General features: G+C 57.1%; 12 protein-coding genes, 1 tRNA gene and 5 pseudogenes. 7 read left to right on the forward strand and 11 right to left on the reverse strand.

The window, feature by feature from the left end:
* Positions 1–97: 97 nt before the first annotated feature.
* Positions 98–679 (forward strand): annotated as a pseudogene (locus tag JCM25354_RS22220) (alpha/beta fold hydrolase); the annotation flags it as partial.
* A 168-nt stretch (positions 680–847) separates the two neighbouring features.
* On the opposite strand, the gene putA reads toward JCM25354_RS22220, so the two are convergent.
* Positions 848–4,417 (reverse strand): bifunctional proline dehydrogenase/L-glutamate gamma-semialdehyde dehydrogenase PutA, encoded by a 3,570-nt coding sequence (gene putA / locus JCM25354_RS05015; protein ID WP_025885202.1) that lies wholly within the window; start codon positions 4,415–4,417, stop codon positions 848–850.
* Between the two features lie 135 nt (positions 4,418–4,552).
* On the opposite strand from putA, the gene JCM25354_RS05020 reads away from it, so the two are divergent.
* The 3 genes and pseudogenes from JCM25354_RS05020 to JCM25354_RS05035 all read left to right on the forward strand — a co-directional run bounded on the left by JCM25354_RS05020 (position 4,553) and on the right by JCM25354_RS05035 (position 8,155).
* Complete coding sequence (locus tag JCM25354_RS05020) at positions 4,553–5,011, forward strand: Lrp/AsnC ligand binding domain-containing protein (RefSeq protein WP_025885203.1); 459 nt, start codon at positions 4,553–4,555, stop codon at positions 5,009–5,011.
* 767 nt (positions 5,012–5,778) lie between these two features.
* Positions 5,779–7,292 (forward strand): annotated as a pseudogene (locus JCM25354_RS05030) (YcjX family protein).
* Positions 7,289–8,155, forward strand: coding sequence for a DUF697 domain-containing protein (locus JCM25354_RS05035; RefSeq protein WP_025885206.1), 867 nt, complete (start codon positions 7,289–7,291; stop codon positions 8,153–8,155). The pseudogene JCM25354_RS05030 and the gene JCM25354_RS05035 overlap by 4 nt, the downstream one beginning before the upstream one ends.
* 8 nt (positions 8,156–8,163) lie before the next feature.
* Here the strand turns inward: JCM25354_RS05035 and JCM25354_RS05040 are convergent, their stop codons facing one another.
* From JCM25354_RS05040 to ssb, 6 genes and pseudogenes are all read right to left on the reverse strand, one after another.
* Positions 8,164–9,630: a hypothetical protein gene (locus JCM25354_RS05040; RefSeq protein ID WP_025885207.1), complete on the reverse strand. Its 1,467-nt coding sequence runs from the start codon at positions 9,628–9,630 to the stop codon at positions 8,164–8,166.
* Positions 9,631–10,031: 401 nt separating this feature from the next.
* Positions 10,032–10,107 (reverse strand) — tRNA-Lys (locus JCM25354_RS05050).
* A gap of 97 nt (positions 10,108–10,204) precedes the next feature.
* Entirely contained in the window at positions 10,205–10,678 is a 474-nt protein-coding gene (locus tag JCM25354_RS05055) for a peptidylprolyl isomerase (protein ID WP_025885208.1), read from the reverse strand.
* Positions 10,648–11,250, reverse strand: a complete 603-nt coding sequence (gene coaD, locus JCM25354_RS16810) for a pantetheine-phosphate adenylyltransferase (RefSeq protein WP_051537234.1) — start codon at positions 11,248–11,250, stop codon at positions 10,648–10,650. Before coaD ends, JCM25354_RS05055 begins: the two co-directional genes overlap by 31 nt.
* Positions 11,234–14,037: pseudogene (gene gyrA, locus JCM25354_RS16815) on the reverse strand (DNA gyrase subunit A). Before gyrA ends, coaD begins: the two are co-directional and overlap by 17 nt.
* 118 nt (positions 14,038–14,155) lie before the next feature.
* Positions 14,156–14,698, reverse strand: coding sequence for a single-stranded DNA-binding protein (gene ssb / locus JCM25354_RS05070; RefSeq protein ID WP_025885209.1), 543 nt, complete (start codon positions 14,696–14,698; stop codon positions 14,156–14,158).
* Between the two features lie 174 nt (positions 14,699–14,872).
* On the opposite strand from ssb, the pseudogene uvrA reads away from it, so the two are divergent.
* Positions 14,873–17,799 (forward strand): annotated as a pseudogene (gene uvrA, locus JCM25354_RS16820) (excinuclease ABC subunit UvrA).
* The gene (locus tag JCM25354_RS05080; RefSeq protein WP_025885210.1) at positions 17,796–18,740 is read left to right on the forward strand and encodes a 2-hydroxyacid dehydrogenase; all 945 of its coding nucleotides are present in this window, start codon (positions 17,796–17,798) and stop codon (positions 18,738–18,740) included. The pseudogene uvrA and the gene JCM25354_RS05080 overlap by 4 nt, the downstream one beginning before the upstream one ends.
* Positions 18,741–18,832: 92 nt before the next feature.
* Here JCM25354_RS05080 and JCM25354_RS16825 read toward each other — a convergent pair.
* From JCM25354_RS16825 to JCM25354_RS22225, 4 genes and pseudogenes are all read right to left on the reverse strand, one after another.
* Positions 18,833–20,445, reverse strand: a pseudogene (locus tag JCM25354_RS16825) (efflux transporter outer membrane subunit).
* A complete protein-coding gene (locus JCM25354_RS05090; RefSeq protein WP_025885211.1) occupies positions 20,442–21,623 on the reverse strand; it encodes an efflux RND transporter periplasmic adaptor subunit in 1,182 nt (393 codons plus the stop codon). The pseudogene JCM25354_RS16825 and the gene JCM25354_RS05090 overlap by 4 nt, the downstream one beginning before the upstream one ends.
* Positions 21,623–24,787: an efflux RND transporter permease subunit gene (locus JCM25354_RS05095; protein ID WP_025885212.1), complete on the reverse strand. Its 3,165-nt coding sequence runs from the start codon at positions 24,785–24,787 to the stop codon at positions 21,623–21,625. Before JCM25354_RS05095 ends, JCM25354_RS05090 begins: the two co-directional genes overlap by 1 nt.
* 631 nt (positions 24,788–25,418) lie before the next feature.
* Positions 25,419–25,646 (reverse strand): helix-turn-helix domain-containing protein, encoded by a 228-nt coding sequence (locus tag JCM25354_RS22225; protein WP_243443916.1) that lies wholly within the window; start codon positions 25,644–25,646, stop codon positions 25,419–25,421.
* Between the two features lie 107 nt (positions 25,647–25,753).
* Between JCM25354_RS22225 and JCM25354_RS05105 the strand changes: the two genes are divergently transcribed.
* Entirely contained in the window at positions 25,754–25,993 is a 240-nt protein-coding gene (locus tag JCM25354_RS05105) for a hypothetical protein (RefSeq protein WP_148301401.1), read from the forward strand.
* The last annotated feature ends 104 nt before the right edge of the window (positions 25,994–26,097 follow it).

The raw sequence follows: 26,097 nt of genomic DNA on the forward strand, positions 1-26,097 counted from the left end.
ATCCCTTGTTAAAAAGCCTGGCATGATGACACAATAACGGTCTTGGACCTTCTGGCCATTATGCCGGGAGCTGCTTCGACTGTTACAGGAGGCGCCAATGCGATCGCCTATTGTGTTGGTTCATGGGCTGCATGGCGGTAGCTGGGTTTGGCGTTATGTCACACCTCTCCTGACCGCAAGGGGATTCGAGGTTGTCACACCAACCCTGACAGGGACAGGCGATCGGGCGCATCTGCTCTCACGTGAGATCACTCTCGAGACTCATATTGAAGATATTATTGCCACGATCGAGATGTGTGATCTTCAGAACGTTCTTCTTGTCGGGCATTCCTACGGGGGATTGGTCGTGACCTGCGTTGCAGATCGGCTTACTTCTCGCGTCCGTCACATGCTTTATCTCGATGCACTTGTTGGTCTTGATGGCAAGACAGGTTTCGATATCTTGCCTCCTGCTATGGCGCAAATCCGAAGGGAGCGCGTAAGGGCGAGCGGGGCAGATATTGCATTCCCGGTTCCACCCCTTGCAGCCATTACTTTTCCCGAGGGAGCCCGTAAGGAGTGGTTTGTATCACATTTGCGGCCACACCCGGTCGGTACCTATCAGACACCGGTGCGCTTGAGTAAACCTGCCGGGGCAGGACTACCTGTAACCTATATTGCTTATGAAAATCCTGCCCTGGCATCGATTGAACCCAGTCGGCTTATGCGCGCGAGCAGAATGGCTGGCACTACCGTTCAGAAACCTTGCCGCATGATGCTGAGGTTATCTATCCGGAACGTGTGGCGAGCCTTATTGCTGAACTTGCCTGAAACCCGGCCAGAGCTTCAGGCTCTGGCCGGGAAACGATCAGACCTTGGCCATCAAGGCGGCATTGCCGCCTGCTGCTGTGGTATTGGTGCTGCAGGCATATTCCAGAACAAGAAATTCGAGCGGATAACGTCCGTCGGAATCCGGGACATGCACTCCCACAATCTGCCCATCGCGTGAAGCCAGCTCCGCGCCAAGTGATGTACGGAAGACTGCGTCTCCGTTGGCCAGAGCAACGTCTATCGCTGTTCCTGTTCTGGCTTCGACAATATGCTTTCCAAGCCCCGGAGGACGTTCCGGCAAGGTGTCCAGGAGATCGCGCGGTATGGCGCAGCGATTGCCGGTTGCACTGGCGGCCAGTATCTGAGCGCAGAGATCCTCAAGGCTTGGCCCGGCACAGAGAACGGTACCTCTGGGTGACAGCGTATAAAGATTGGTTTCTCCTACCGGTCCGGTAAGAGAAAGCGACGTACCAAGCGGCGTTTTGTCATAGGGCTTTGCCGTGATTCCGGGCAGGGCAGTCGCTATCCAATCAGCAAAAAGCCTGGAAGTCGGCGTAACCGGATGGGAAAGCGTCTCATCAAGCTGTATCTTGCGGCTCAACAGTCGTCGCAGATAGAGCGGTCCGCCTGCTTTGGGGCCGGTGCCTGACAGACCATGGCCCCCGAAGGGTTGCACACCGACTACAGCGCCGACGAGATTACGGTTGATATAGACGTTCCCGGCATGGCTCTGGGCCTTCAGGGTCTCGATCGTCTCGTCGATCCGGGAATGAACGCCAAAAGTCAGAGCGTAACCTGTGGCATTGATAGCGGCCATGATGTCGTCAACAGCGTCGCGTTTATAGCGCACCACATGCAGCACAGGGCCAAATACTTCTTTCTTCAGATCAGAAACCGAGCGGATTTCGATCAGGGTAGGCGGAAAGAAAGTTCCTGAAGCTGCCTCGGAGGAAAGTTCTGTCTGGAACACGCGATGCCCCTGCGCCGCCAAGGTATCGACATGTGCCTGCATCATATCCCGGGCTTCCGCGGTGATGACCGGACCGACATCCGTATCCGGACGTTCGGGCGTGCCGGTACGCAGTTCCTGCATGGCACCCTTTAGCATGGTCAGAACGCGATCGGCGCTGTCTTCCTGGATGCAGAGGAGACGAAGGGCGCTGCAACGCTGACCTGCGCTATCGAAAGCCGATGCAAGAACATCGAGAACGACCTGCTCGGTCAGGGCAGAGCTGTCAACAATCAGGGCATTCTGGCCGCCAGTCTCTGCGATAAACGGAACCGGGGTGCCGTCACTGTTGAGACGACCGGCAAGCTGTTTCTGGATAAGGCGGGCAACATCGGTCGAGCCTGTGAACAGGACCGCCGTGATGCGCGGATCCCCCACAAGCTGTGCTCCGGCCTTTCCGTCACCGGGAACAAGCTGGACGACCTCTTCGGGAATGCCTGCGTCATGCAGGATACGTACAGCTTCACGAGCGATCAGCGGGGTTTCCTCAGCCGGTTTGGCAAGGACCGTGTTTCCGGCGGCAAGAGCTGCGGAGACCTGACCAAGGAAAATGGCGAGGGGAAAATTCCACGGACTGATACAGGTAACCGGCCCAAGAGGTCGGACAGAGTCACCCTGCTCGCGGATACGCACAGCATAATAACGCAGGAAATCGACCGCCTCACGAATCTCGGCTACGGCGTTGGTCAGGGTTTTCCCGGCTTCACGGATGATCAGCGCCATCAGGCTGGCTGTTTCGGACTCGAGAGCATCGGCCGCTTTTTCGAGTAACAGGGCACGCTGGTCAGGTGTTGTATCCGACCAGGCCGGAAATGCTTCAGCGGCGCGGGCAATGGCAGTATCGATTTCTTCAGGGGAGAGAAATACGATATGGCCGACGATATCGCTCGTATCAGCCGGGTTGGTAATGCTTTCTCCCTGCGCATGATATGCTGAGGAGGAAGGGGTCAGGAAAGCCTTGCCCAAGTGCCGCAATGTATCTTCGTCGCTGAGATCCAATCCCATCGAATTGCGTCGCTCCGGAGCATAAAGCGCGGGAGGAAGAGGGATGGCGTAGCCGGGAGCCTCGCGCTGAGCCAGAGTGACAGGATCAGTGATCAACTCATCGACCGAGATCGATTCATCCTGGATACGGTTGATGAAAGAGGAGTTGGCACCGTTTTCAAGCAGACGCCGCACGAGATAGGCCAGCAGGGTCTCATGTGTGCCAACGGGAGCGTAAATACGCACCGGACGATCGAGCTTTTTCGGGCCGACAACCTCATTGTAAAGCCCTTCACCCATGCCATGCAGGCACTGGAATTCGTATTTTTCGGTGGAGAATTCGGGGCCGGCATAGGCGTAGATGCTGGCGAGGGTCTGGGCGTTATGTGTGGCGAATTGCGGGAAGACCGCGTCTGGTGCATCGAGTAGTTTTTTCGCGCAGGCAATATAGGCAATGTCTGTATGGAGCTTGCGTGTATAGACCGGAAAATCGCTTTGCCCGTCGGTCTGGGCCCGTTTGATCTCGCTGTCCCAGTAGGCACCCTTGACCAGCCGGACCATGATGCGGTGCTGGCTGCGCCGCGCAAGGTCAATGATCCAGTCCAGAACGAAAGGCGCGCGTTTCTGATAGGCCTGAACGACGAAGCCTATTCCTTTCCACTCTTTCAGAGCCTCGTTGAAGCAGAGGGCTTCAAGCAGATCGAGGGAAAGTTCGAGACGATCGGCTTCTTCTGCGTCGATATTGAAACCGATATCATAGGAGCAGGCGAGTTTGGCCAGAGCGACGACACGAGGGAGAAGCTCGGCCATGACGCGGTCACGCTGCAGACGGGCATAACGCGGGTGAAGGGCCGAAAGCTTGATGGAGATTCCTGGACCGCGATAAACGCCCAGCCGATTGGCAGCCTTGCCTATGGCATGGATGGCGTTTTCATAGTCCCGGTAATAACGCTCGGCATCTTCCGCAGTCATCGCGGCTTCGCCGAGCATGTCGTAGGAGTAGCGGAACCCTCTCTCCTCGAGCTTGCGTCCGTTTTTGAGAGCCTCGTCGATGGTCTGGCCAGTGACAAACTGTTCGCCCATCAGGCGCATGGCCATATCCACACCACGACGGATGACCGGTTCACCACAACGCTTGAGCAGGGTATCAAGCGTTTTCGGCAGACGGTTTGTCTGTGTGGTGGTGAGAAAACCACCCGAGACGATCAGCCCCCAGGTAGCGGCGTTGACGAAGAGCGGTGTGTTTTTGCTGATATGGCCGTGCCAGTTGCCTGTTGAGATCTTGTCACGGATAAGTGCATCGCGTGTGGCGGTATCGGGAATACGCAAGAGAGCCTCGGCGAGGCACATCAGGGCTACGCCCTCCTGGGATGACAGGTCGTATTCCTGGATCAGCCCCTGAACCAGGCCGGGTGTGCCATTGCGACGCAGGGCTTCGACCAGCTGGCGCGCCGTTTCGCGGGATTTTGCGTTCTGCTCCGGGGTGAGATTGGCCTCACCGGACAGTATCGCAACCCGCTCTGCTTCTGCTGCGCGTGTATGGTTGGTGATCGTCTGACGCAAAGGGGATCGTTCGGGGGCGATCGAGCGGAAGGCAGAGAAGGAAGCGTTCATGCGAGCCCATGTCATTAGCTGGTTGTTTATGTTTCATTAAGGGGGCTTTGACCAAATGAGCTATGGAAAAATTATGGCTACAGGATTGATTATTCGGCATATCGGAGTCTGGATGAATTATCTTCAGGTCAGGGAATGACGCTTGATGAAATCGACCGCAGGATTCTCAGGATTTTGCAAAAGGATGGACGCATCACCAATGTCGAGCTGTCGAGATTCGTCAATCTGAGCCCGGCTGCGACGCTGGAGCGGGTGCGCAAGCTTGAACAGGCCAAGGTCATCAGAAGCTACATGGCCCGCCTTGATCCGGAAACGGTCAATCTGGGGCTGCTCGTCTTCGTGCAGGTCACGCTTGACCGAACCAGTGCTGATATCTTTGACTCTTTTGCCAAGGCCGTTCGCTCCATACCACAGGTAAGCGAGTGCTACATGGTGGCGGGAGGCTTCGATTATCTGGTGAAGGCGCGCGTGCGCGATATGAATGCTTATCGCGTTTTTCTGGGCAAGACGCTCACCCGCCTGCCGGGTGTTCGCCAGACGCATACCTACACAGTGATGGAAGAAGTGAAGGCAGATCTCGAACTGCCGATCTGAGAGGCACCGTTGTCAGACTGACCTGTGTCGTGTCGGCGGGTAATCCCTAAAGACGGCGTTAAAATAAGGCGGCGGTTGCGCGAGCTTGGCTGACCTCCCCGTCGTCGCCTGCCTGAAGAGCATGGTCGACTCCCAGTTTGCAAGAAAGTTATGAATTCCAACTTTATGCCATCATTATCGATGGGAATGTCGCATGACCTCTTCACCAGTATGGCGGATTAAGCCTTCCTCGCGGATCTGTCCTGCCGTGAAAAAAGCCTGTGTTTTGGCGTGGACGCTCAAAAGAGATATCCGCTGCCATCAACGCAGCGCCGGTTCAGCTGCAAGCTTCGAGGTAACGAGAGCTACTGTATGACTGACAGCGATATGAGTGCGCTCGTGACGCTCTTTTTTCCGGCGTTCTTTCTACTCTGGCTTCTGGTCGAAGGGACGCGACATTATCTGCGTTGCCGCGACCTTCGCGCTCAGATCCGCATTCTTGACAGCTTGCGGAGGACGGATGCGTCGTGCCGTCCAATGGAGAGTGGCAAGAAAAGGCCCTGACTAATGAAGAGTCCCTGAACGTGAGGGGGTCCTGAATACTGTTACGTCGAAGACGTTTTCGATCATGATCCAATCCACGTTACAGCGTTATGAAGAGATCAAACCGCGCTCGACCGCCATTTTCTGTCAGCACATATTGCCGAGTGGCGTGCTTCCTGGCTTGGGTCCAAGCTCAGGGATCGGAACTTGCGTATTTATGAGGTCGGGCAGCCACGCACGGCTTGATGTGTTCCGCCGAACGCTGCGTTGATGCTTGCCATGCTCGGTTTACAGTCACACATTGTGACCCCGATCAACGGCTTTCCGGGAAGTATAGGCATGGCGAGCGATCTACCCCACGACCCTGTACTCCCCGCGTTGAGGCTGGAGAGGCCCCGCAGAACTGGTTTGACTTGCCGGGACAGTTGAGCGAACTGAAACGCAACCCTCTGGACTGGTGGCGTCCGCGCGTGGCGCGGATTGGTGTCACGGGCCTTGCCCGCGCAGGCAAGACGGTGCTGCTGACGGCACTGGCGGCGACCGTGCTGACACCGGGTGCCCTCGGTGGCCGGATCAGGCGTGCGCGTCTGGCGGAAGCAGGGGCAAGCTCGCTGCCGCGTTTTCCGTTTGCTGCGATATGGCGGCTCTTGCAGCAGACCCGCCACGCTGGCCCGATCGTACAGATGCGACCGCCTTGCTTGCGCTCGATCTGGAAGTTGGTCGACCCGGCTTGCCGGCACGCAAGATAAGACTGGAGTTTCTCGATTATCCAGGAGAATGGCTGCTCGATCTGCCAATGCTGACCCAGACTTTCGACGTCTGGTCGCAGGCAAAACTGGCACGTCTGCGCGCAGGTCCTGACACGGATGCCGTCCGGGCGTTTCTGCAGTTCGTCGATGCTCTGCCGGTTTCGATCGCGGCATCCGATGCGCTGGCGCAAAGCGGTCATGATTTATTTGTCCGCGCGTTGGTGAGCCTTCGGATCGAACACGGTCTTTCGTGGCTGCAACCCGGACGTTTTCTGATGCCCGGCCCCGGCTCACAGCCGCCATGGATAGCGTTTTTCCCGATGGATAGTCGTGCCGGGTTATGCGATTTGCTGAAGCAGCGCTATGAAGCCTATCGCGCATCGGTGCGTACGGGGCTTGTTGCGCCGTTATTCGGTCAGATTGACCGTCTGGTGGTTCTGGCGGACCTCCTTGGTGCCTTGCATAAAGGGAGTGTGGCTTTTGAGGATGCCCGCGACGCTCTATCTGCGGCAGCCTCTTCCCTGCGCTGGCAAGGCTCCTGGCTTCAGACCCTCGGCGCTCTGGCCCAAGGCCGTCTGCCGTCCCGCACGATCTGCCGTGTGGCTTATGTTGCCAGCAAGGCCGACCATGTTGCTGAACGGCAGCGCGGTAATCTCAGGCGCTTGATGGATGTGCTGACCCGCACCGGAACAGATCAACCGACAATGGTGGGGAATGCCCAGCGGGCGGCTTTTGCGGTGGCCGCCGCACGATGCACGGAGGATTTTGTCTGGTCACTGGACGGTCACCCCGTATCGGCGGTGCGTGGGCGACGGTTGGGTGATGACAGCATGACGCGCTCCTATCCCGGCGAGGTGCCAGATACGCCGCCGGATCAGGCCTTCTGGACGCATCCTTTTCTGGCATTGCCGACTTTCGAACCGGCACGAATACGCTCCGACGGAAAGGGAGGTATCCCGAATATCGGTCTCGATGCCCTGCTGGGGTTTCTGCTGGAGGACCTGCTGTGACGGGTGACAAACTGCTGATACAGCCGCGTATCGAAAAAGAGGCGGATTATGCGCCTCGTCTCGATCTTGAGCCGCCATCGCAGCTCATGCCGGTTCGTCGGCCGCTCGGTCTGCGAACGTCGACGTTGGTGTTGTCGGGCTTTGTGGTTTTGGCGCTGGGGTTTGCCGGACTTGCAACGGCGAACTTCGTTGCGGCCGAGTTTGCGCGTTCAGCCTGGCTAGGCTGGTTGACCCTGGGTATTGCGGTTCTCGGTTTTGGATTGGTACTGACGGGTATTGGTCGTGAATTGCTTGGGCTTGCGCGATTGCGCGCCGTGGACGCGATACGACGTGATCTTGTCTCGACCGATGCGGCCACCCGGGTTCATGCTGCGCGGCGCTGGCTTGCCGAAGTCGATAATGGAGAGGCGCTCCGTCCGGCACTCGATGCGCTGAACGATCCTGATGCGGTGCTGTCTCTGTTGCGTACGGGGGTAGAGAGTAGGCTCCGGGCTCAGGCCGATGCGTTCAGCCGGAGGGCGGCCGTCCAGGTCGTGGCAGGCATGGCGGCAACACCGGCGCCTGCGCTCGTCGTTGTTTTGATCACATGGCGTGCAGTACGTCTGATCCGACAGATTGCAACACTCTACGGGGTACGGCCGGGCTTGTTGGCGACGCTGGGCCTCCTAAGGCGGACCGCTTTGTCGGCTACGGCCACGGCGGTCACCGAGGCTGCGGTCAATACGGCGGCCCATGCGGTTTTGAGCAGCCCGCTTCTGACGCATATTGCCGGTGATGTGGCAGGAGGTGCCGTAGCTGCACGGCGTCTGATCGTGCTCGGGAGGGCCACCGGGGTTGCTTGTTCGCCCTTGCCGCCCGAGTAGGAGCGGCGTCAGTCCAGGCAGGCGATACCGGCGCGGAGGTCGAAGGCGAGCGTTCGACCTTCAAGGGCGGACATCGTCAGAGTTGGAAGCTGATCGGCCTTGCCGATCCTGTAGCGGATCGCGCCATGAGCAAGATGGCCATCAATGAGGAGCGTTGTGGTGTGCTTGACACCCTTTTCCTGCTCGTTCCCTGTCGCAGTTTCGATTTTCTGCTCCTTTCTTGATCCGGAGAGAGCGTTGGACAGTCGGGCTACATCGATGACGAGCGGCTCCGGATAATTTTCACCGGTATTCATGATCGCCATGCTGCGCTTTCCCTCATACGTGACCGGTAATAGCAAGCCTGCCTTGAATCCCGAGATGCTGGAGAGCTGGGATGTGTGTCGGCGACATGTAAACGGAACGTCCGGTCCAAAGGTCATCTCGTGTTCATTCATGATGACATGCCGCAGAATGCCGAGTGTCTGAAGCCCGATCACAGCAAAATCGCTCTGGATCACCATCATCATCTGGTTACGGAACGTGGTATGTCCCAGCGTAAGACTGGGGACACGGACAATCTTGACTATTCTGGGTGGCTTCGTGCTGGGGCCATATTCAGTAAAGGTGCCGATCTGTGACCAATGATGCTGGCGCTGGAGCGAAGCGGGGACGGCGCCCAGTACGGTTCCTGTGTTGATGATGGCAGGGGCAATACTCCCGTCGACATCAATTTTCGCCGCTGCTGTTGTCACTGTGGAATTATCGATGATCGTCGCGAAAGGATTGAACGACACGTGATCGAGGCGAGGACCTTCTGTCGTGAGGGGGGGTAATGCGTCGGGAAGAGCCGTGAGCCGGAGTTGTTCCACATCACTGAAGTCCAGGCTGGGTTTCTCGTAATGTGCCCGGATGGGAGCGAAGAGGTTCTGCTCAAGATAGGTTCTCTCAGCAGCCCAGATGGGTGGATTTCCTTCGAGAAGAAAATTTCCCGAAAGTAGAGTCATCAGCATAAAGTTGAAGGGATTGACGCTGTGAGCCGGGTTACTCCACGGTTGCGCTGTCTGTAGTGCTTGGCGAATAATCCGGGAGGAGCGTTCTATGTCGCCCTTTGTTCTTGCAATCGCGGCGTCACACAAGGCAAGACGCATGATATCAAAAGCCGGTTCAGGGCCGGGGTTCTGCTCAAGAACCTTTCTGATTGTAAGTAATTTCCCCGTATCTCCGGCTAACATGGCGTCAAGCACGCCATGACTGTCACTGACTGAAAGGGCCGGATGGCCCTCTGTGTCCACGGTGAGGAGATCGAACTCAAAGAAATGGACCGGGCTCGATCCACTGTCTGCATGAGCAGAGGGTGCGATGATCGGATTGCCGGTGACAATCGCGAGATTGAAGAAGACGAGCAGGCCGAGACGCTTCGGTGTGAGTTTGCTTCGTGAGTGGAGACGCTGATCAGAGATCCGACGGAGAAAACTTTCGCACGATCGTGTCATGGCACTGCTCTTTGCAAATGGCGTCAGGATAAATCGAGATAATAGCAAACACTGTGCCCTCGACCTGAGCGGCGATAAAAAAATCGTCGCGAACCGGTCTGTGAATACGAGCGATATGAGGACGAAAGTGACTGTTTTACTCTAAGGATGATACCGTATGGGATCTGTATCGTGGTCCATCGGCATGAAAGCGCCAGAAGTATCTGGTCTGTTCACCGAATATTGTTGGGATTTATGCTGAGAGTCTTGAAATTATGCGCTGAAGATCAGAGAAGCCGAAATTCAGTGTAAGCTTTTCGAGAGAATGTTCCGGCATCGAAACTTTTAGAACCTAACAATACCAAGCTGGCAACGCAGGTCAGATACAAGCAGAACATGTCGGTTCGATTTTTACAGGAGAGTGGTGAACCGGGTGGGACTCGAACCCACGACCATTCGATTAAAAGTCGAATGCTCTACCGGCTGAGCTACCGGTTCACGTCAGGCGTCTGGCTACAATATGCGCCAGAGCCCGTCAACCGACTGAATCGGGTTCAGTCGGTTTTCATGCTGCTTTTTGTTCCTTGCCGAAGGATCAGGCTTCGGAGCGCATGGAGATGATGGTGTCGGGATCCTTCACCATGCCCGATGAGCCGGCACCGCGCTTGATCTGGTCAATATGCTCCATGCCGGATACGACCTGTCCTGCGATGGTGTACTGGCCATCGAGCGAGGGGGTGGGCTGGAACATGATGAAGAACTGGCTGTTGGCCGAGTTCGGGTTCATCGTGCGAGCCATACCCAGCGTGCCGCGTTCGAACTTGGCTTCACGTGTGAATTCTGCCTTCAGATCGGGCAGGTCACTTCCGCCCGAACCGGTGCCGGTCGGGTCGCCACCCTGTGCCATGAAGCCTTCAATGACGCGATGAAACTTGACGCCATCATAAAAGCCCTGCTCGGAGAGGGTGCGCAGGCGCTCAGCGGCAAGCGGAGCGAGATCAGGACGCAGCTCGATCACGACATCCCCGGTCTTGAGCTTCATGACGAGGCGGTTATTGGTCTCGGACATAAACTTCTATCCTTGTGTTTGCGGAGCCTGGAGAGGCTACGCGGCCTATGTCGGCCTCTCTGATGCATTGGGCAAGAGACGCCGGGCGATATTCTCCGGCAGATAGGGGCGTATATCGCTCCATAAGCCAGAAGTTCACGCACGAGGCTGGAAGAGATCAGGCGATGCTCCTCACGTGCGGTGAAAAAAAGGGTCTCAAGTTCGGGGGCAAGGCGGCGATTGACGGCAGCCATTGTCATCTCGCTGGCCAGATCAGATTCCGAGCGTAGCCCCCGGATGACGAACTGAGCGCCATGCGCGCGGGCCGCCTCAACCATGAGAGCTTTAAACGGAGCGACAGCGATCTTCTCAATGCTCGCGGCAGTGAAAGTCTCGGTAATGGCAGCGCAGCGTTCCTCGCTGGTCAGACGCGGTGCCTTGCCGGGATTGAGGGCTACACCGATCACAAGCCGGTCAACCACCGCCAGCGCCCGTCTTGCGATATCAAGATGGCCAAGGGTGAACGGATCGAACGTGCCGGGGTAGAACCCGACACGTTCGCTGTTCCGGGAGAAATCAGTGTGCACTGTCATCCGGTTTTGCCTCAGCAGAGGTCGTGGATTGCGTGGCTGCGGCATCATGCCCATCCGGGGCAGTGGCACCTGAAGCAACGGCGTCCGATTCCTCCAGCGAGGTCTCGGCGTCGTCCGCTTCGGTCCCTTCGGACTCGGCGACCGGGAAGATGCTGGTCACACGCTCTTCTGCGCCGACACGGAACAGGGTGACACCGCTGGCCTGACGGGCCATGACGCGCACCTGCGAGACAGGGACGCGGATGAGGCGGCCCACATCAGTTACCATCATGACATCAGTGCCATCGATCGTGGGCAGGGTGGCAACGACTTCGCGACCACGTTTCGGGTTGGTCAGGGTCATATTGGCGATGCCCTGGCCGCCACGACCGCTGACACGATATTCATAAGCCGAAGAGCGACGACCAAAGCCGGCATCGGTGACGGTAAGCAGGATTTCTTCCTGGGCGGCGAGCTCGTCGAAGCGCTCCTGTGTCAGGTCACCGGCGTCGACAGCCTCATCGGTATCGTCAGAAGCAATCTCTTCGATTTCCTCTTCTGCGCCGGCTGCGTTGGCAGCCGCTTCGGCGCGGCGTCTGGCGTTGGCGGCGCGCAGATAGGCAGAACGTTCCTCGACGCTGGCATCGACATGGTTAAGGATGCAGAGTGAATTGACTTCATCCCCTGTCGCAAGGCGGATGCCGCGGACACCCGAGCTGTCGCGCCCGGCAAAGACGCGCAGCGTGTCATCGGTGATCTGGAAGCGGATGGAGCGTGCCTTGCGCGTGGCCAGAAAGACATCCTGACCTTCACGGCAGGTGGCGACACCCACAAGGCTGTCACCTTCATCGAGCTTCATGGCGATCAGGCCGGAAGCGCGGATGTTCCTGAAGTCGCTCAGGCGGTTGCGTCGGACGTTGCCGCTCGCCGTCGCGAAGACGAGGTGCAGATCTTCCCACTGTTCCTCTTCCTGCGGGAGAGCGAGGATGGCCGTGATTGAATCCGTGCCCAGATCGGGCAGGAGGTTGACCAGGGCGCGGCCCTTGGCGGTCGGAGAGGCTTCCGGCAGGCGCCAGACCTTCTCGCGATAGGCCTTGCCGCCTGAGGAGAAGAACATGACCCATTGATGGGTATGGGCGTTGAAGCTGTTGACGATGACGTCGTCACCCCGACGTCCCGCTGCGGTTCTCCCGCGACCGCCACGGTTCTGGGCGCGGAAGATCTCAAGCGGCGTGCGCTTGATGAAGCCGTCCCGTGTGATGGTGACGACCATCTGACCGGGCTCGATCAGGCTTTCATCCGACTGGTCGCCCAGCGCGTCCGAGATTTCGGTCATGCGCGGGGTGGCGATTTCGGCGCGGGCCAGAAGCAGCTCATGACGCATGACTTCCATGCGCCGGACGTGGCTGCCAATGATCTCGAGCAGTTCGTTGATCTTGGTGGCGACTTCGCTCAGCTCGCCCTGGATCTTGTCACGCTCCAGACCGGTCAGGCGCTGCAGACGCAGTTCCAGAATGCCACGGGCCTGAACTTCGGTCAGATGGACCTTGCCATCAATGATGACATTGCCCTCGTCATGGATCAGCTCGATGAGCGGTTGCACGTCTTCGGCATTCCATGCGCGAGCCATGAGCGACTCACGTGCGGTCGCGGCATCGGGGGCGCTGCGGATAAGCGCGATGACCTCATCAATATTGGCTACAGCAATGACGAGGCCGACGAGCAGATGACCGCGATCACGTACCTTGTTCAGGTCGAAGCGCGAGCGACGCAGGATGACGTCTTCACGGAAGCGGATGAAGGCTTCCAGAACGTCCTTGAGACCCATCGTGCGGGGCTTGCCATCATCAAGGGCAAGGCAGTTGACGCTGAACGAAGTCTGAAGCTGGGTAAAGCGATAAAGCTGGTTCAGCACGACTTCGGGGGTTGCGTCGCGCTTGAGCTCGATGACGATACGCATGCCGGAGCGGTCGCTCTCGTCACGAATATCGGAGATACCTTCGATTTCCTTGGCGCGGACGAGATCGGCAATCTTCTCCTGCAACGTCGCCTTGTTCACCTGGTAGGGAATTTCGGTGACGATGATTGCCTGACGATCCTTGCGGATATCCTCGATCTCGGCACGTGCCTCATGGGAACCGAGCCGCGACCCGTCTCAAAGGCCTGGCGGATGCCACGGCGGCCCATGATGATGCCACCCGTCGGGAAATCAGGACCGGGGATGATCTTCATCAGATCATCAAGCGTGGCCTCGGGGTTCTCGATCAGGGCGAGTGTCGCGTCGATAACCTCGCCGGGGTTATGGGTCGGGATGTTGGTCGCCATACCGACCGCGATGCCGGAAGCACCATTGACCAGAAGATTGGGGAAAGCGGCAGGCAGAACCTTCGGTTCGCTTTCGCTTTCATCATAGTTCGGCTGGAAATCAACCGTGTCGCGATCGATATCATCGAGCAGGAAGGACGCCGATTTGGCCAGGCGTGCTTCGGTGTAACGCATGGCGGCCGGGCTATCGCCATCGACCGAGCCGAAATTGCCCTGACCGTCGATGAGACGGACGCGCATGGACCAGGACTGGGCCATACGCACCATGGCGTCATAGATCGAGCTGTCACCATGGGGATGGTATTTACCCATGACGTCACCGACCGCACGGGCCGATTTGCGATACGGCTTGTCGGAAGTAAAGCCGCTCTCGCGCATGGCGTAGAGAATGCGGCGATGGACCGGTTTGAGACCGTCACGCACATCCGGCAGCGCACGCGACACAATGACCGACATGGCATAGGCGAGATAGGAGGAGCGCATTTCCTCCTCAATGGTCACCGGGATCTGGTCAGTCGGGGCGGCAGGCGGCGTCAGGTCAGTCAAGGCAGGTCCGTCTTGTTGTCTTGGAGGGCGGGGCTAAAAAGTCGGGTGTGTGTGATCAGAACGGGATCTCGTCGTCCAGGTCGCCACCCGGAGCATCCCAGCCACCGCCATTATTGCCGCCATTGGTACGCGCAGGCTGCTGGTTCATCCCGCCGCCACTGCGTGCCGGGGCATTGCCGCCGCTATAGGAACGTGACGGACCACTTTCGTAACCGCCGCCCATGCCACCACCGGACTCGCCTTCGCGGTTGTTGTCGAGGAGAGTAAGCTCGCCACGGAAACGGTCGAGAACGATCTCGGTTGTGTAGCGCTCCTGGCCGGACTGGTCGGTCCACTTGCGGGTCTGGAGCTGGCCCTCGACATAAACCTTGCGGCCCTTGCGCAGAAAACGTTCGGCGACATCGGCCAGACGCTCGTTGAAGATCACCACGCGATGCCACTCGGTGCGCTCCTTGCGCTCGCCCGAAGCACGGTCATTCCAGCTCTCAGAAGTGGCGATGGTCAGGTTGACGATCTTGGCGCCAGACTGGGCATTTCGTGTTTCCGGGTCGCGCCCCAGATTACCCACGAGAATGACCTTGTTCACACTTCCTGCCATGGCAACCGACCCTACATCCTGAAAATATTCCCCATCTTAACCCAGCAGAACGCCGCCGTCACGCCTGTGACGGAATGGGGCTCTACTTTAATCCTGTGAGCGGCAATCCTACATGGGTCCCGATACGTTCTCGTTTTCGACTCCCCCTTTCCAATCCTTCCTCGCGTGGTGCTGATGTCTGACCTGCCGTACAACCAGTCCATCCGTGTGCGCGGTGCCCGCGTCCACAATCTGAAGAATATCGATGCCGATATTCCCAGGGACCAGCTGACGGTCATTACGGGCCTCTCCGGTTCGGGCAAGTCGTCTCTGGCTTTTGACACGATCTATGCCGAAGGGCAGAGGCGCTATGTCGAAAGCCTCTCGGCCTATGCGCGTCAGTTTCTGGAACTGATGGGCAAGCCGGATGTGGATTCCATTGAAGGACTTTCACCGGCTATCTCGATCGAGCAGAAGACCACATCAAAAAATCCGCGCTCTACGGTAGGCACGATCACCGAGATTCACGATTACATGCGTCTGCTCTGGGCACGTGCGGGCGTACCCTATTCGCCTGCGACCGGCCTGCCTATCGAGGCGCAGACGGTCAGTCAGATGGTGGACCGGGTGATGGCCCTGCCTGAGGGAACGCGCCTCATGCTGCTGGCCCCCGTTATTCGCGACAGGAAAGGCGAGTATCGCAAGGAGCTGGCAGAACTTCAGCGCAAGGGTTTCACGCGGGTAAAAATCGATGGCGAGACCTATGAGATTGCCGAGGCTCCGCATCTGAATCGCAAGCTGCGCCATACAGTCGAAGTGGTAGTGGACAGGGTTGTGGTGAAGGAGGGCATTGAAACCCGTCTGGCAGACAGTTTTGAAACAGCGCTGGGCCTGGCTGACGGCGTTGCCTATGCAGAACCCGTTCTGCGTGAAGGTGAAAAAACGACAGTCGATCATATGGTGTTTTCGGCCAAATTCGCCTGTCCTGTGAGTGGCTTTACGCTTGAGGAAATCGAGCCGCGTCTGTTTTCGTTCAATGCGCCCATGGGAGCCTGTCCGGTCTGTGACGGTATCGGGACAGAGACACATTTCGATCCGCGCATGATCGTACCGGATGAGTCTCTCTCTCTGGCAGATGGAGCGATTGCTCCCTGGCGTGATGCGAAAACACCCTGGTACGAGCAGACGCTTGAGGCACTGGCGCGTCATTACAGGGAGAAAATGACGACGCCCTGGCACAAGCTGGGTGAGGGTTTTCGCAAAATCCTGCTCGAGGGGGGCGAGGATTCCATTCTGTTTACCTACAAGGATGGCAAACGTGCCTATGAGCTGACCAAGCCTTTCGAAGGGTGATGCGTAATCTCCAGCGTCGTCTGGCCGAGACGGACAGCATGTGGGTGCGCGAGGAAATGTCGCGATATCAGTCCTATGTACCATGCCATGCCTGCCATGGTGCCCGTCTCAAGCCCGAGGCGCTTTGTGTAAAGGTGAACCAGCTTAATATCGCCCAGGCATCTGACCTGACCATTCGTCGGGCGCTGGACTGGTTTGGGAGTGTTGAGGCCTCGCTGACGGCACAGCGTGCCGAGATTGCACGACGCATCCTGCGCGAAATTCTGGACCGTCTGCGCTTTCTCGATGATGTCGGGCTGGATTATCTGACACTGTCGCGTGGTTCCGCGACGCTATCGGGAGGTGAGAGCCAGCGCATTCGTCTGGCGAGCCAGATCGGTTCCGGTCTGACCGGGGTGCTTTATGTGCTGGATGAACCGTCAATCGGGCTGCATCAGCGCGATAATGAACGGCTGCTTGGCACACTCGATCGTCTGAAGAAGCTCGGCAATACGGTGATCGTTGTGGAACATGACGAAGATGCCATTCGTGCGGCGGACTGGCTGATCGATATGGGGCCGGGCGCGGGTGCGCTCGGCGGGACTGTCGTTGCGTCAGGTACGCCGGATCAGGTAGCGCAGAATAAGGATAGCATTACAGGCGATTATCTTTCGGGCAGACGGATGGTGCCTGTGCCGCAGAAGAGGCGGCCTTATGATGAAAAGCGTATGCTGAGCGTTATCGGGGCAACAGGGAATAACCTGCACGATGTGACGGCACGTATACCCCTCGGTTGTTTTGTTGCGGTAACAGGTGTGTCGGGGGGCGGGAAATCCACGCTTGTGGTTGATACGCTCTACAAGGCGCTTTCGCGTGAGTTGATGGGTGCGAACCAGTCGCCCTTGCCGTATCGTGCTCTTGAGGGCGTAGAGCATCTCGACAAGATCATCGACATTGACCAGTCGCCGATCGGTCGTACGCCGCGTTCAAATCCGGCGACCTATACGGATCTGTTCACGCCAATACGCGACTGGTTTGCCGAACTGCCAGAGGCCAAGGCACGCGGCTATAAACCGGGGCGGTTTTCGTTCAACGTCAAAGGCGGGCGCTGCGAGGCCTGTCAGGGAGATGGTGTTCTCAAGATCGAGATGCATTTCCTGCCCGATGTCTTTGTGACCTGCGATACCTGCAAGGGACAGCGCTATAACCGCGAAACGCTTGATGTGAAGTTTCGCGGCAAGTCGATTGCCGATGTACTGGCCATGACAGTAGATGAGGCGTTACCGTTCTTCCATGCTGTGCCGCGTATACGCGATCGTCTGGCGATTCTGCAGCAGGTAGGACTTGGTTACGTCACGCTGGGCCAGCAAGCCACGACATTGTCCGGTGGTGAGGCACAACGTGTAAAGCTTTCCAAGGAGCTGGCCCGGCGTGCCACCGGGCGCACGCTTTACATTCTCGATGAGCCGACGACAGGTCTGCACACCGAGGATGTGCGCAAGTTGCTTGATGTTCTGCATGCTCTTGTCGATCAGGGAAATACCGTTCTGGTCATCGAGCATAATCTTGATGTGATCAAGACAGCAGACTGGTTGATTGATATCGGCCCGGAAGGGGGAGACGGTGGAGGCAGGATCGTGGCTGAGGGGCCGCCGGAAGTGATAGCCGCAACTGCCGGCAGTCATACAGGAAGGTTCCTGGGGCCGCTTCTGCCTTCGTCTTCCGTCAAGATGCCGGAAAAAAAGAAGAAAGCCACAGCAGTGGCTCGTCGAAAGGTGCGAACGTCATGACTATCGTTGTCCCTTTTTGTGGTCGGATCACTCCGAGAGAGCGGCAGGAAAGCCTGAACGCGATCAATGCTGTTCTGAATAATATCAGGGTATTGCCTTTCGAGGATCTGACCGATGGGGAACGCCGGACCGCGCGTATGGCGGTAGTGGCCAACCCTGACCCGACAAATCTGCTCGACCTTCCCATGCTTGAATGGGTGCAGAGTTTATGGGCTGGTGTTGATCGCCTCGTTGATGAACTGTCTGCCAGTTCCCTGAAGATTGTCAGAATGACCGACCCTCAACTGGCTCAGACCATGGCTGAGGCTGTTCTGGCCTGGACTCTCTATATTCACAGGGACATGCCTGCCTATCATCGTCAGCAGAGGGAGAAACACTGGGAGCAACTTCCACTTGTGTCTCCGCAGGATCGTCCGGTCGGTATACTGGGTATGGGAAATCTTGGCAGGGTAGCTGCCCAGCGTCTCAAAAATAATGGTTTCCCGGTAACGGGATGGAGCCGCAGCCCCTGGACGAAGGCTGATATTCCGATGAAATACGGACCTCACGGTCTCGAAGCCATTTTGCGCAACAGCAGTATTGTGGTGGTGTTGCTGCCCCTGACACCACAGACACGTGGATTGCTTGATGACTGGCGGTTTGGTCAGATGCGAAAAGGGGCCGCGTTGCTCAATTTTGCCCGTGGCCCAATCGTTGACCATGCGGCTCTTATACGGGCGCTTGACCGTGACCATTTGGGTCATGCTGTGCTTGATGTATTTGAGCACGAGCCGCTTTCAGAACAGGACCCGCTCTGGGGGCATCCGAAAGTCACTGTGCTGCCGCATATTACGGCGCCAACCCAGATCGGAACGGCGACTGCACTGGCGGCAAGAAATATCCAGAATTTCTTTGATCAGGGACAAATTCCCAGAGCCGTCAATCGTGAGCTTGGGTACTGAATAAAAGCGAGCCCACAGGCCTGACCGGTCTGATATGTCTTTTTCTGCCATGACGAGCCGCCATGGCAGAAAAAGATGATGGTAAACTTCTATCAGTGCTGGTCTTCAATCGGACGCAGCGTCTTGCCTGATGCGGCGGCTGGTGCCGCTGGCGCGAGGCCAGACAGGTTTTCGAATGCCTCTGGATGCTGCGAAATCGTAACCCCACCTACGGGCTGAGGGTGATGCAGGTCGTCATATTGCAATGGCGTAATGGAAAGAGTCTGATCCATTGTGGGCAGAAGCCTGACGTTCCAGCCGCCGCCCAAGGCGCGGATAAGCCCGATATCGGCCTGATAGAGACGGGTCGCGACTTCGATCTGATGGATGCGGGTATCCAGCGTCTGCACCTGGGCAAAGATGGCCTCAAGATAGGTACCCACACCGCCTTGATAGAGGGTCATGGTCATGTTCTGGGTGGCCAGAGTTGCATCAACCGCCTTTTTCAAGGCACGGTTTTCCTGATCCAGACGTGTGGTACGTGACAGACCATCTTCGACTTCACGGAAGGAGTCGAGTACCTTGCTGCGGTAATTATCCCGTGTCTCACGATAGGCTGACCAGGCATGCTGCAACTCGGCACGTCTCAGTCCGCCTTCGAAAATCGGGAGCTCAAAGGATGCGCCATACGACCAGAGCGAATTGGCCAGATTGGCCAGATCAAACCCGTTCTGGGCGAAGCCGCCGCCTGCCTGGAGCGAAACATGCGGGTAGAAGGCTGCACGGGCAATGCCGATCTCGCGATTGGCCTGTGCCATCTCGCGTTCTGCACTCGCCACATCCGGACGACGTTGCAGGAGCTCAGAAGGTATACCCGCCGGGATGCTGGGCTGGTTGAAACCCATGACCTGTGTGGGAGAAATGTGAAACGAGGAAGGTGAGGCGTTCGTAAGAATTGCGATCGCGTGTTCGGTCACCTCGCGAGCGGCCTGCACGTCCAGTTCGGCTGCCTGTGTGGAATAAAGCTGAGCCTGGGCGCGCGCCACGTCGAGACGCGGTGCCGCCTGATTTTCCAGCTGGTTCCTGGTGATCTGGAGGGCCTTCTGATAATATCCGATCGACTGGTTATAGATGGCGATCTGTGCATCGTAACCGCGTAGCTGGACATAATCTGAGGCCAGCTCTGCCTGAAGACTCAGGCGTGACATGGCAAAATCAGCTGCTTTCTGCTGCGCATATTGCTTTTGCGCGCGAACATGGTTCCGGATGGCCGACCAGAAATCAGGCTCCCAGGAAGCGAGGCCGTGATATTCTTCATCCGTCTCGGTGATATTGCCCTTGTAGCGGAAAAGACGATCAGCTGACTGTTTGTTGTCGAATGCCCCCGCACCCATCGCAAGATGGGGAAGGAGTTCAGACCTGGCCTGTACCACCAGGCACGGGCCTGGATAAAGCGTTCAGCAGCAGCCTGCAGATCCGGATTGGCTTTTGTGAGCGTGGCTTCCATCTCGTTCAGCAGCGGATCATTCAGCAGCTTCCACCAGTCGGTAGGGAGCGTGGTATCGGCCGGGGTTGCCGTGGCGAACGGTCCCTGACCGTGCCAGCTTGCTGGAACGACGAAAGTGGGGGGGGTGTAGGTTGGCGCGAGGTCACAGGCTGACAGGCCAAAAGCTGTCAGAACCGTGCCGCAGGCCAGAGCCAGTTTTCTGAAGCGATGTGTGATCATTCCGAAGCCCCGAATCCGGACTGGTTGTAGCCGCGTTCTGGCTGGGTGACGTTGACCTTGTCGCCTTCGAGCAGATCGGCTGGCGGGTTGGCGATGATACGATCCTTTGGCGAAATGCCGGCCTGGATTTCGGTCGAGGTATCGGCCATCCGTCCAACCACGACCTTCTTGTAATGAACCGTATTGTCGTCATTCACGACGACGACCTGCATTCCCTTTTCCTGGAAGACGAGCGCAGAAGTCGGCACTTCGTAGAGATGCGCAGTTTCGTTGTGAGCCTTGAGTTGAACCGAGGCAAAAGTACCGGGCCACAGGGTTTCACCGGGATTTTCCATGGTGAATTCCGAAGTCACTGTCCGGGTGTTCGGATCATAGCCACGTGCCGTGGTGAGGAAGCTCGCATGAAACTTCTTGTCCTTGAACTGAGGGACACTGACATCCGCTGTGATGTCAGGCTGCAGAATGTACGAGAAAACTTCCGGCACAGAAACGAACAGGCGCAGTTTGTGGACGTCGGCAACTGTGAAAAGCTCGGATGCCGAGCCGGTGCTGTTAAGGTTGCCGCCGCCGTCGTGAACGTAATCGCCCACATTGATGCTACGTGCGGTGACGATTCCGTCGAAGGGGGCAACGATGGTCTTGAATTTTTCAAGTGCGGCGAAATGATCGACATTGCGCTGGGCTGCATCGACTTCCGCTCTGGCTGATTGCTCATTGGCATTCGAAACCGATACGGACTGGCCAGAGACTGACTGGGATTTCCCCATGGCACGCCAGCGTTCTGCCGTCACGGCAGCAAGATGATACTTTGCCAGAACAGCATTCAGATCAGCCTGTGCCTGTGCGTACTGGGCATCCAGAGCCGGGGCGTTGATTTCGGCCAGTGCATCGCCAGCCTTCACATGAGCGCCGTAATCCTTGAACCACATTTTCACATAGCCGGAGACCTGCGGATAGATCGGGGCCTGATACCAGGCATCGATATTGCCGGGCAGGGTGAGCGCGACCTTGGAGGGGGATTGTATCGGGTTGAGGACGGCTACGTTCGGGATAGCATTCGCTGCTGTCTCGGTGGCGAGTGCGTGGGTGTGGTGCACGCGACCGACGACAAGAGCGCCGACCCAGAGCGCGAGGACGCATCCTCCCGCAATGGCGATGAACTTGGGGGAGGTGGCCATTAGACGATTTCCTTCTGGCGGGCAGGGCGGTTGTGCAGGATCGCGTAGACGCAGGGAACGAAAAGCAGGGTGGAGATGGTGGCGACAATCAATCCGCCGATAACGGCGCGGCCCAGAGGCGCGTTGGTCGAATTTGAGGTTGCCATCGGGATCATGCCGACAATCATGGCGAGTGCTGTCATGATGACTGGTCGGATACGGCCATAACCGGCCTCGATTGCGGCACGAAGGGCATCACCATGCACTTCAAGACGCTCACGGGCGAACGAGACGACCAGAATCGAATTCGCAGTTGCCGTGCCCATGCACATGATGGCGCCGGTCAGAGCCGGGACTGACAAGCGGGTACCGGTCAGGAACAAGGCCCAGGCAATGCCGCCCAGCGCGCCGGGAAGAGCCGTGATGATGATGAACGGATCCAGCCAGGACTGGAAATTCACGACGATCAGCAGATAGATCAGCACCACTGATACGCAGAGACCAAAAACAAGCTGGACATACGCACCGTGCATCGTTGTAGCCTGACCATGGACATCGACAGCGGTCGTGCGTGGCAGGTTGGGCGCGTCTTTGGCAATCGTGTTGTTTACGGCATCAAGAACGTTACCGAGATCAGTGCCTTCAACATTCACGTAGATATCGATTTCTGACATCGAGTTGTAATGTGAAACTTCACCCGGCGTGCCGGTGGGTACGACATCGGCGATAGCGCCCAGAAGCTGCGTCTGGTCGTTGGGGTCACCGTCACCTTTATCGACCGGTATCGTAAGCAGATCGTTCAGATGGGTCAGCTGATCCTGCGACGTGTAGACGTTCAGCGGGAAAGTGACATTATCGACCGGATCGAGCCAGAATTGCGGATCGACGACACCAGAACCAGCAAGGGTCAGGAGTTCATTGGTCGCAAGGTCGTTTTCGCTCAGACCGGTTGCCTGACTGAATGTACGGTTGCCGTTCACCATCAGTGTCGGTGTGGACATGGTCTGCTGGATAACGACGTCAGCCGTGCCTGGAATCTGACGGATCTTGCCGATCAGATGTTTTGCATAATTGTAGTTATCATCAACGCTTGGGCCCGAAAGCTGGATGTCGATAGGTGCAGCCGAACCGAAATTCAGAATCTTGTCGGTGAGATCGGCAGGCTGGAAGGTGAACACTGTGCCGGGGAAGCGTGCCGAGAGGTCCTTGCGGAGCAGGGCGCGATAATCCCAGACGGGGGATTTTTCATCCTTGAGGGCAATGGTGAGATCGCAATCCTGCGTACCAATGGTCGGGGTCGGAATGAAAGCCTGGTTATGTGGACCTTCAGGCAGGCCGCAATTGGAGATGATATTTTCAATCTTGCCCGGCAGGAGCTGATTGATCCGGTCATCCACGAGTGCAGCAATACGACCTGCGACCTCGATGCGTGTGCCGAGAGGCGCGCGCATATGCATCTGTAACGCTCCGGATTTGACCTCCGGGAAGAAGTCGCGACCAGCTATGCTGTAAAGACCCATCGAGGCGATGGAAATGAGCAGGAATATGCCGACAAAGGTCCCGCGTCGGGCAACGCAACGCGTGAGCAGGGTATTGTAGCCCTCACGAAAATTGTTGAACCGATGTTCGAATCCTCGCTGGAAGCGGCCAAAAAAGCCTTTCGGTGCAGGGGCGTGATCATCATGGCCGTGAGCATGATGCACCTGACCGGCAAGAAGGAACTTGGCCATGGTCGGTACCAGAGTACGCGATAGGATAAAGGAGGCAATCATCGCGAAGATGATGGCGAGCGCCATGGGCATGAAGAGATAGCCCGCGACGCCAGAGAGTTCGAAGAGCGGCAGCCAGACAATGCAGATGCAGGTTGTCGAGACGAAGGTCGGAATGACGATCTGGTTGGCAGCATCAATGATGGCAAGCTCAAGATCCTTGCCCATTTCAAGATGGGTGTCGATGTTCTCGATCATGACGGTTGCGTCATCGACGAGGATCCCGACGGCGAGAGCCAGACCACCCAGAGTCATGATGTTGATAGATTGCCCGGCCCATCCCAGACCAATGATCGAGCAGAGAATGGCGAGGGGAATCGAGGTGGCAATAATGACGGTTGAGCGCCACGAGCCAAGAAAAAGCAGGACAACGATACCGGTCAGGATGGACGCCGTGATCATTTCATGAACGACATCCATGATCTGCTCTTTTACCATTACCGAAGCATCGGCAAGGATTGAGACCTTGACGTCAGGCGGCAGGATGGCCCGGAGTCGAGGCAAAAGGGCCTTGGTGGCAGAGACGACATCAAGCGTAGAAGCTGTGCCGCCCTTCTGGGTGATCATTTCGACAGCCTGGCGACCCTTGACGAGAACAAGATTCGTCTGGGGATGGCCGCCACGATAGACGTCGGCAACGTCACGAATATAGATGACGGCATTGCCGACGCGCTTGACCGGAATACTGGCAATATCTTCCATCGATTCCGGCGCCGCATTGGTCTGGACCATCCAGTCCATGGCATCGATCTTCTGGTCGCCTGCCGGAAGCACGATATTCTGTGCGGTGAGGGCGGCCTGAACATCGGCGGCGGAAAGATGGTGGGCGCGCAGCTGTTCCTGGTTGAGCGAAACCATGACGAAGCTGTCCATGCCACCATAAGGATGAGCCACGACAGCGCCGGGTACCGTTGCAAGAAGAGGACGCACACGAATGACACCGAGCTTGAACAGATCAGAGGGCGTCTGTTTCTCGGATGTGATCTGAAGGGCGATGACGGGAACCTGTGACGGATCGAGCGCCACGATCATCGGGGCCGGAACCTTGGGGGGCAGCCCGAGCAGAATCGTCTGGGAAATGGCCGTCACTTCTGCTTCAGCCGTGCCGACGGGCGTGCCGGGTTGGAAGTAGATATTGACGATCGAACGCCCGTAATAGGAGTTCGATTCCATGTGCTCGATATTCTGGACCGTCGTTGTGACAGCCAGTTCGAAATTGTAGGTAATTCGTCCGGCAAACTCATTCGGCAGAAGGCCGGGATAAGTCCAGATAACCGAGACGACTGGCACCTTGATTTCGGGAAACACGTCGGTCGGTGTCTTGAAGATCGACATGATTCCAAACATCAGAATCAGAATCGAAAAGACGACGAAGGTCAAGGGCCGCCTTAGGGCAGTTACGACGATGGCGTTCATGAATTCATGCGCTCTCTTCTCGTACGAAAGGAAGATGCCTTACGGCAGTTTATATTGTTTCATTAATCCGAATTAATATTAAGAAAATGAAATCAGCATGTCTGTGCCGTCCATTACTTATTCAGATCACTCGTCTACGGATCGTAGAGATGCAGACATAAAATGTCGCATAAATGTTGTTTTACAAACTCATGCCGATGAAGTGGTGATTTGATATGTGGCATTGAGCCATCATCTATTCTTGACATTATGCTTAATGCCATTAATAAGACGTTAATCGTCCAGAAGTCGGACTGACTTCAAGGTGCAGCTGGCCGGTTGGAACTGATCATAACGCGGTGGCATGAGGCGTAAGGAACAGGTAAGCGCGCATTTGTTCACGTTTTGTTCTTGCTGCGCCCGACTTCAAGCGCTATGTCTGCGAATGAAGAAGGCTGTTTTCTGGATATGTGATGAAAAAAAGGACGTCAAGAATGGTCCCCATCTGGTCTCCTGGGCGGCTCTGGCATGTCGCAAGGCATGTTTTTGCCCGTGTGAAACGCCATGTCCGGCTGCTGGAGCACCAGTTCTGGGTGCAGAGCCGCAAGACGAAGCGCCATCTCCTCATCCGTGCGTCCGTTCAAAACGCCTTTCAGAAGAAAGTCGGTCGAAATGCGTAGCGATTGGAAAGAGCCAGAATGAGGAAGATGCTTGGGGCACGATCACCTTTCTCGATCTTGTTCAGCGTTGATGCGTCAACGCCCAGCAGGCGTGCGCATTCGCTCTGATTTGGAAAGACGAGCTCTCTTGCCCAGGTGATGCGTCTCCCAATGGCGCGCTGAACGATTGCGAGTGAGTCAGGGCGTTTGTGTTTGGCCATAGGGACATTCATAGCAATGGCTTATTGCCAAATCCAGTAGGTAATTTCTGGAATGCTCGCATTCGACGTAGTGGCATTTAGCCATATTTCGTCAAGGATTGAGTATAATGAGAATTGTACGAGAAAGTGGAAGGTGCTCAGCAACTGGAGAGGCGCTGGTCCGGGCTCTGGCGTTACTGGACGAGACGGCTCCCCGGCCTTTTCCTGTCGGGAAAAGCGAAGGACCGGACGAGCGTGATGAGTCTGGCGCGCTGCCTGCAGGGCATCCGGTTTCATGGGGTGCACTTTGGGGCAGGGATGATCCGCCCAGCTATCTCGCTGCCGTTCAGGGGGATGGGCATTGGTAGCGCATTATGCACGGGGGCCCGGAGAGAATTTCAACGGGCGTCGTCTGCATCGGGGGGAGGGAGGCTGTCGTGAAGCGGGAGATCTGTCATATGCGTTTGAAAGT

This window comes from Asaia prunellae JCM 25354, assembly GCF_000613885.1.
Taxonomy (GTDB): domain Bacteria; phylum Pseudomonadota; class Alphaproteobacteria; order Acetobacterales; family Acetobacteraceae; genus Asaia; species Asaia prunellae.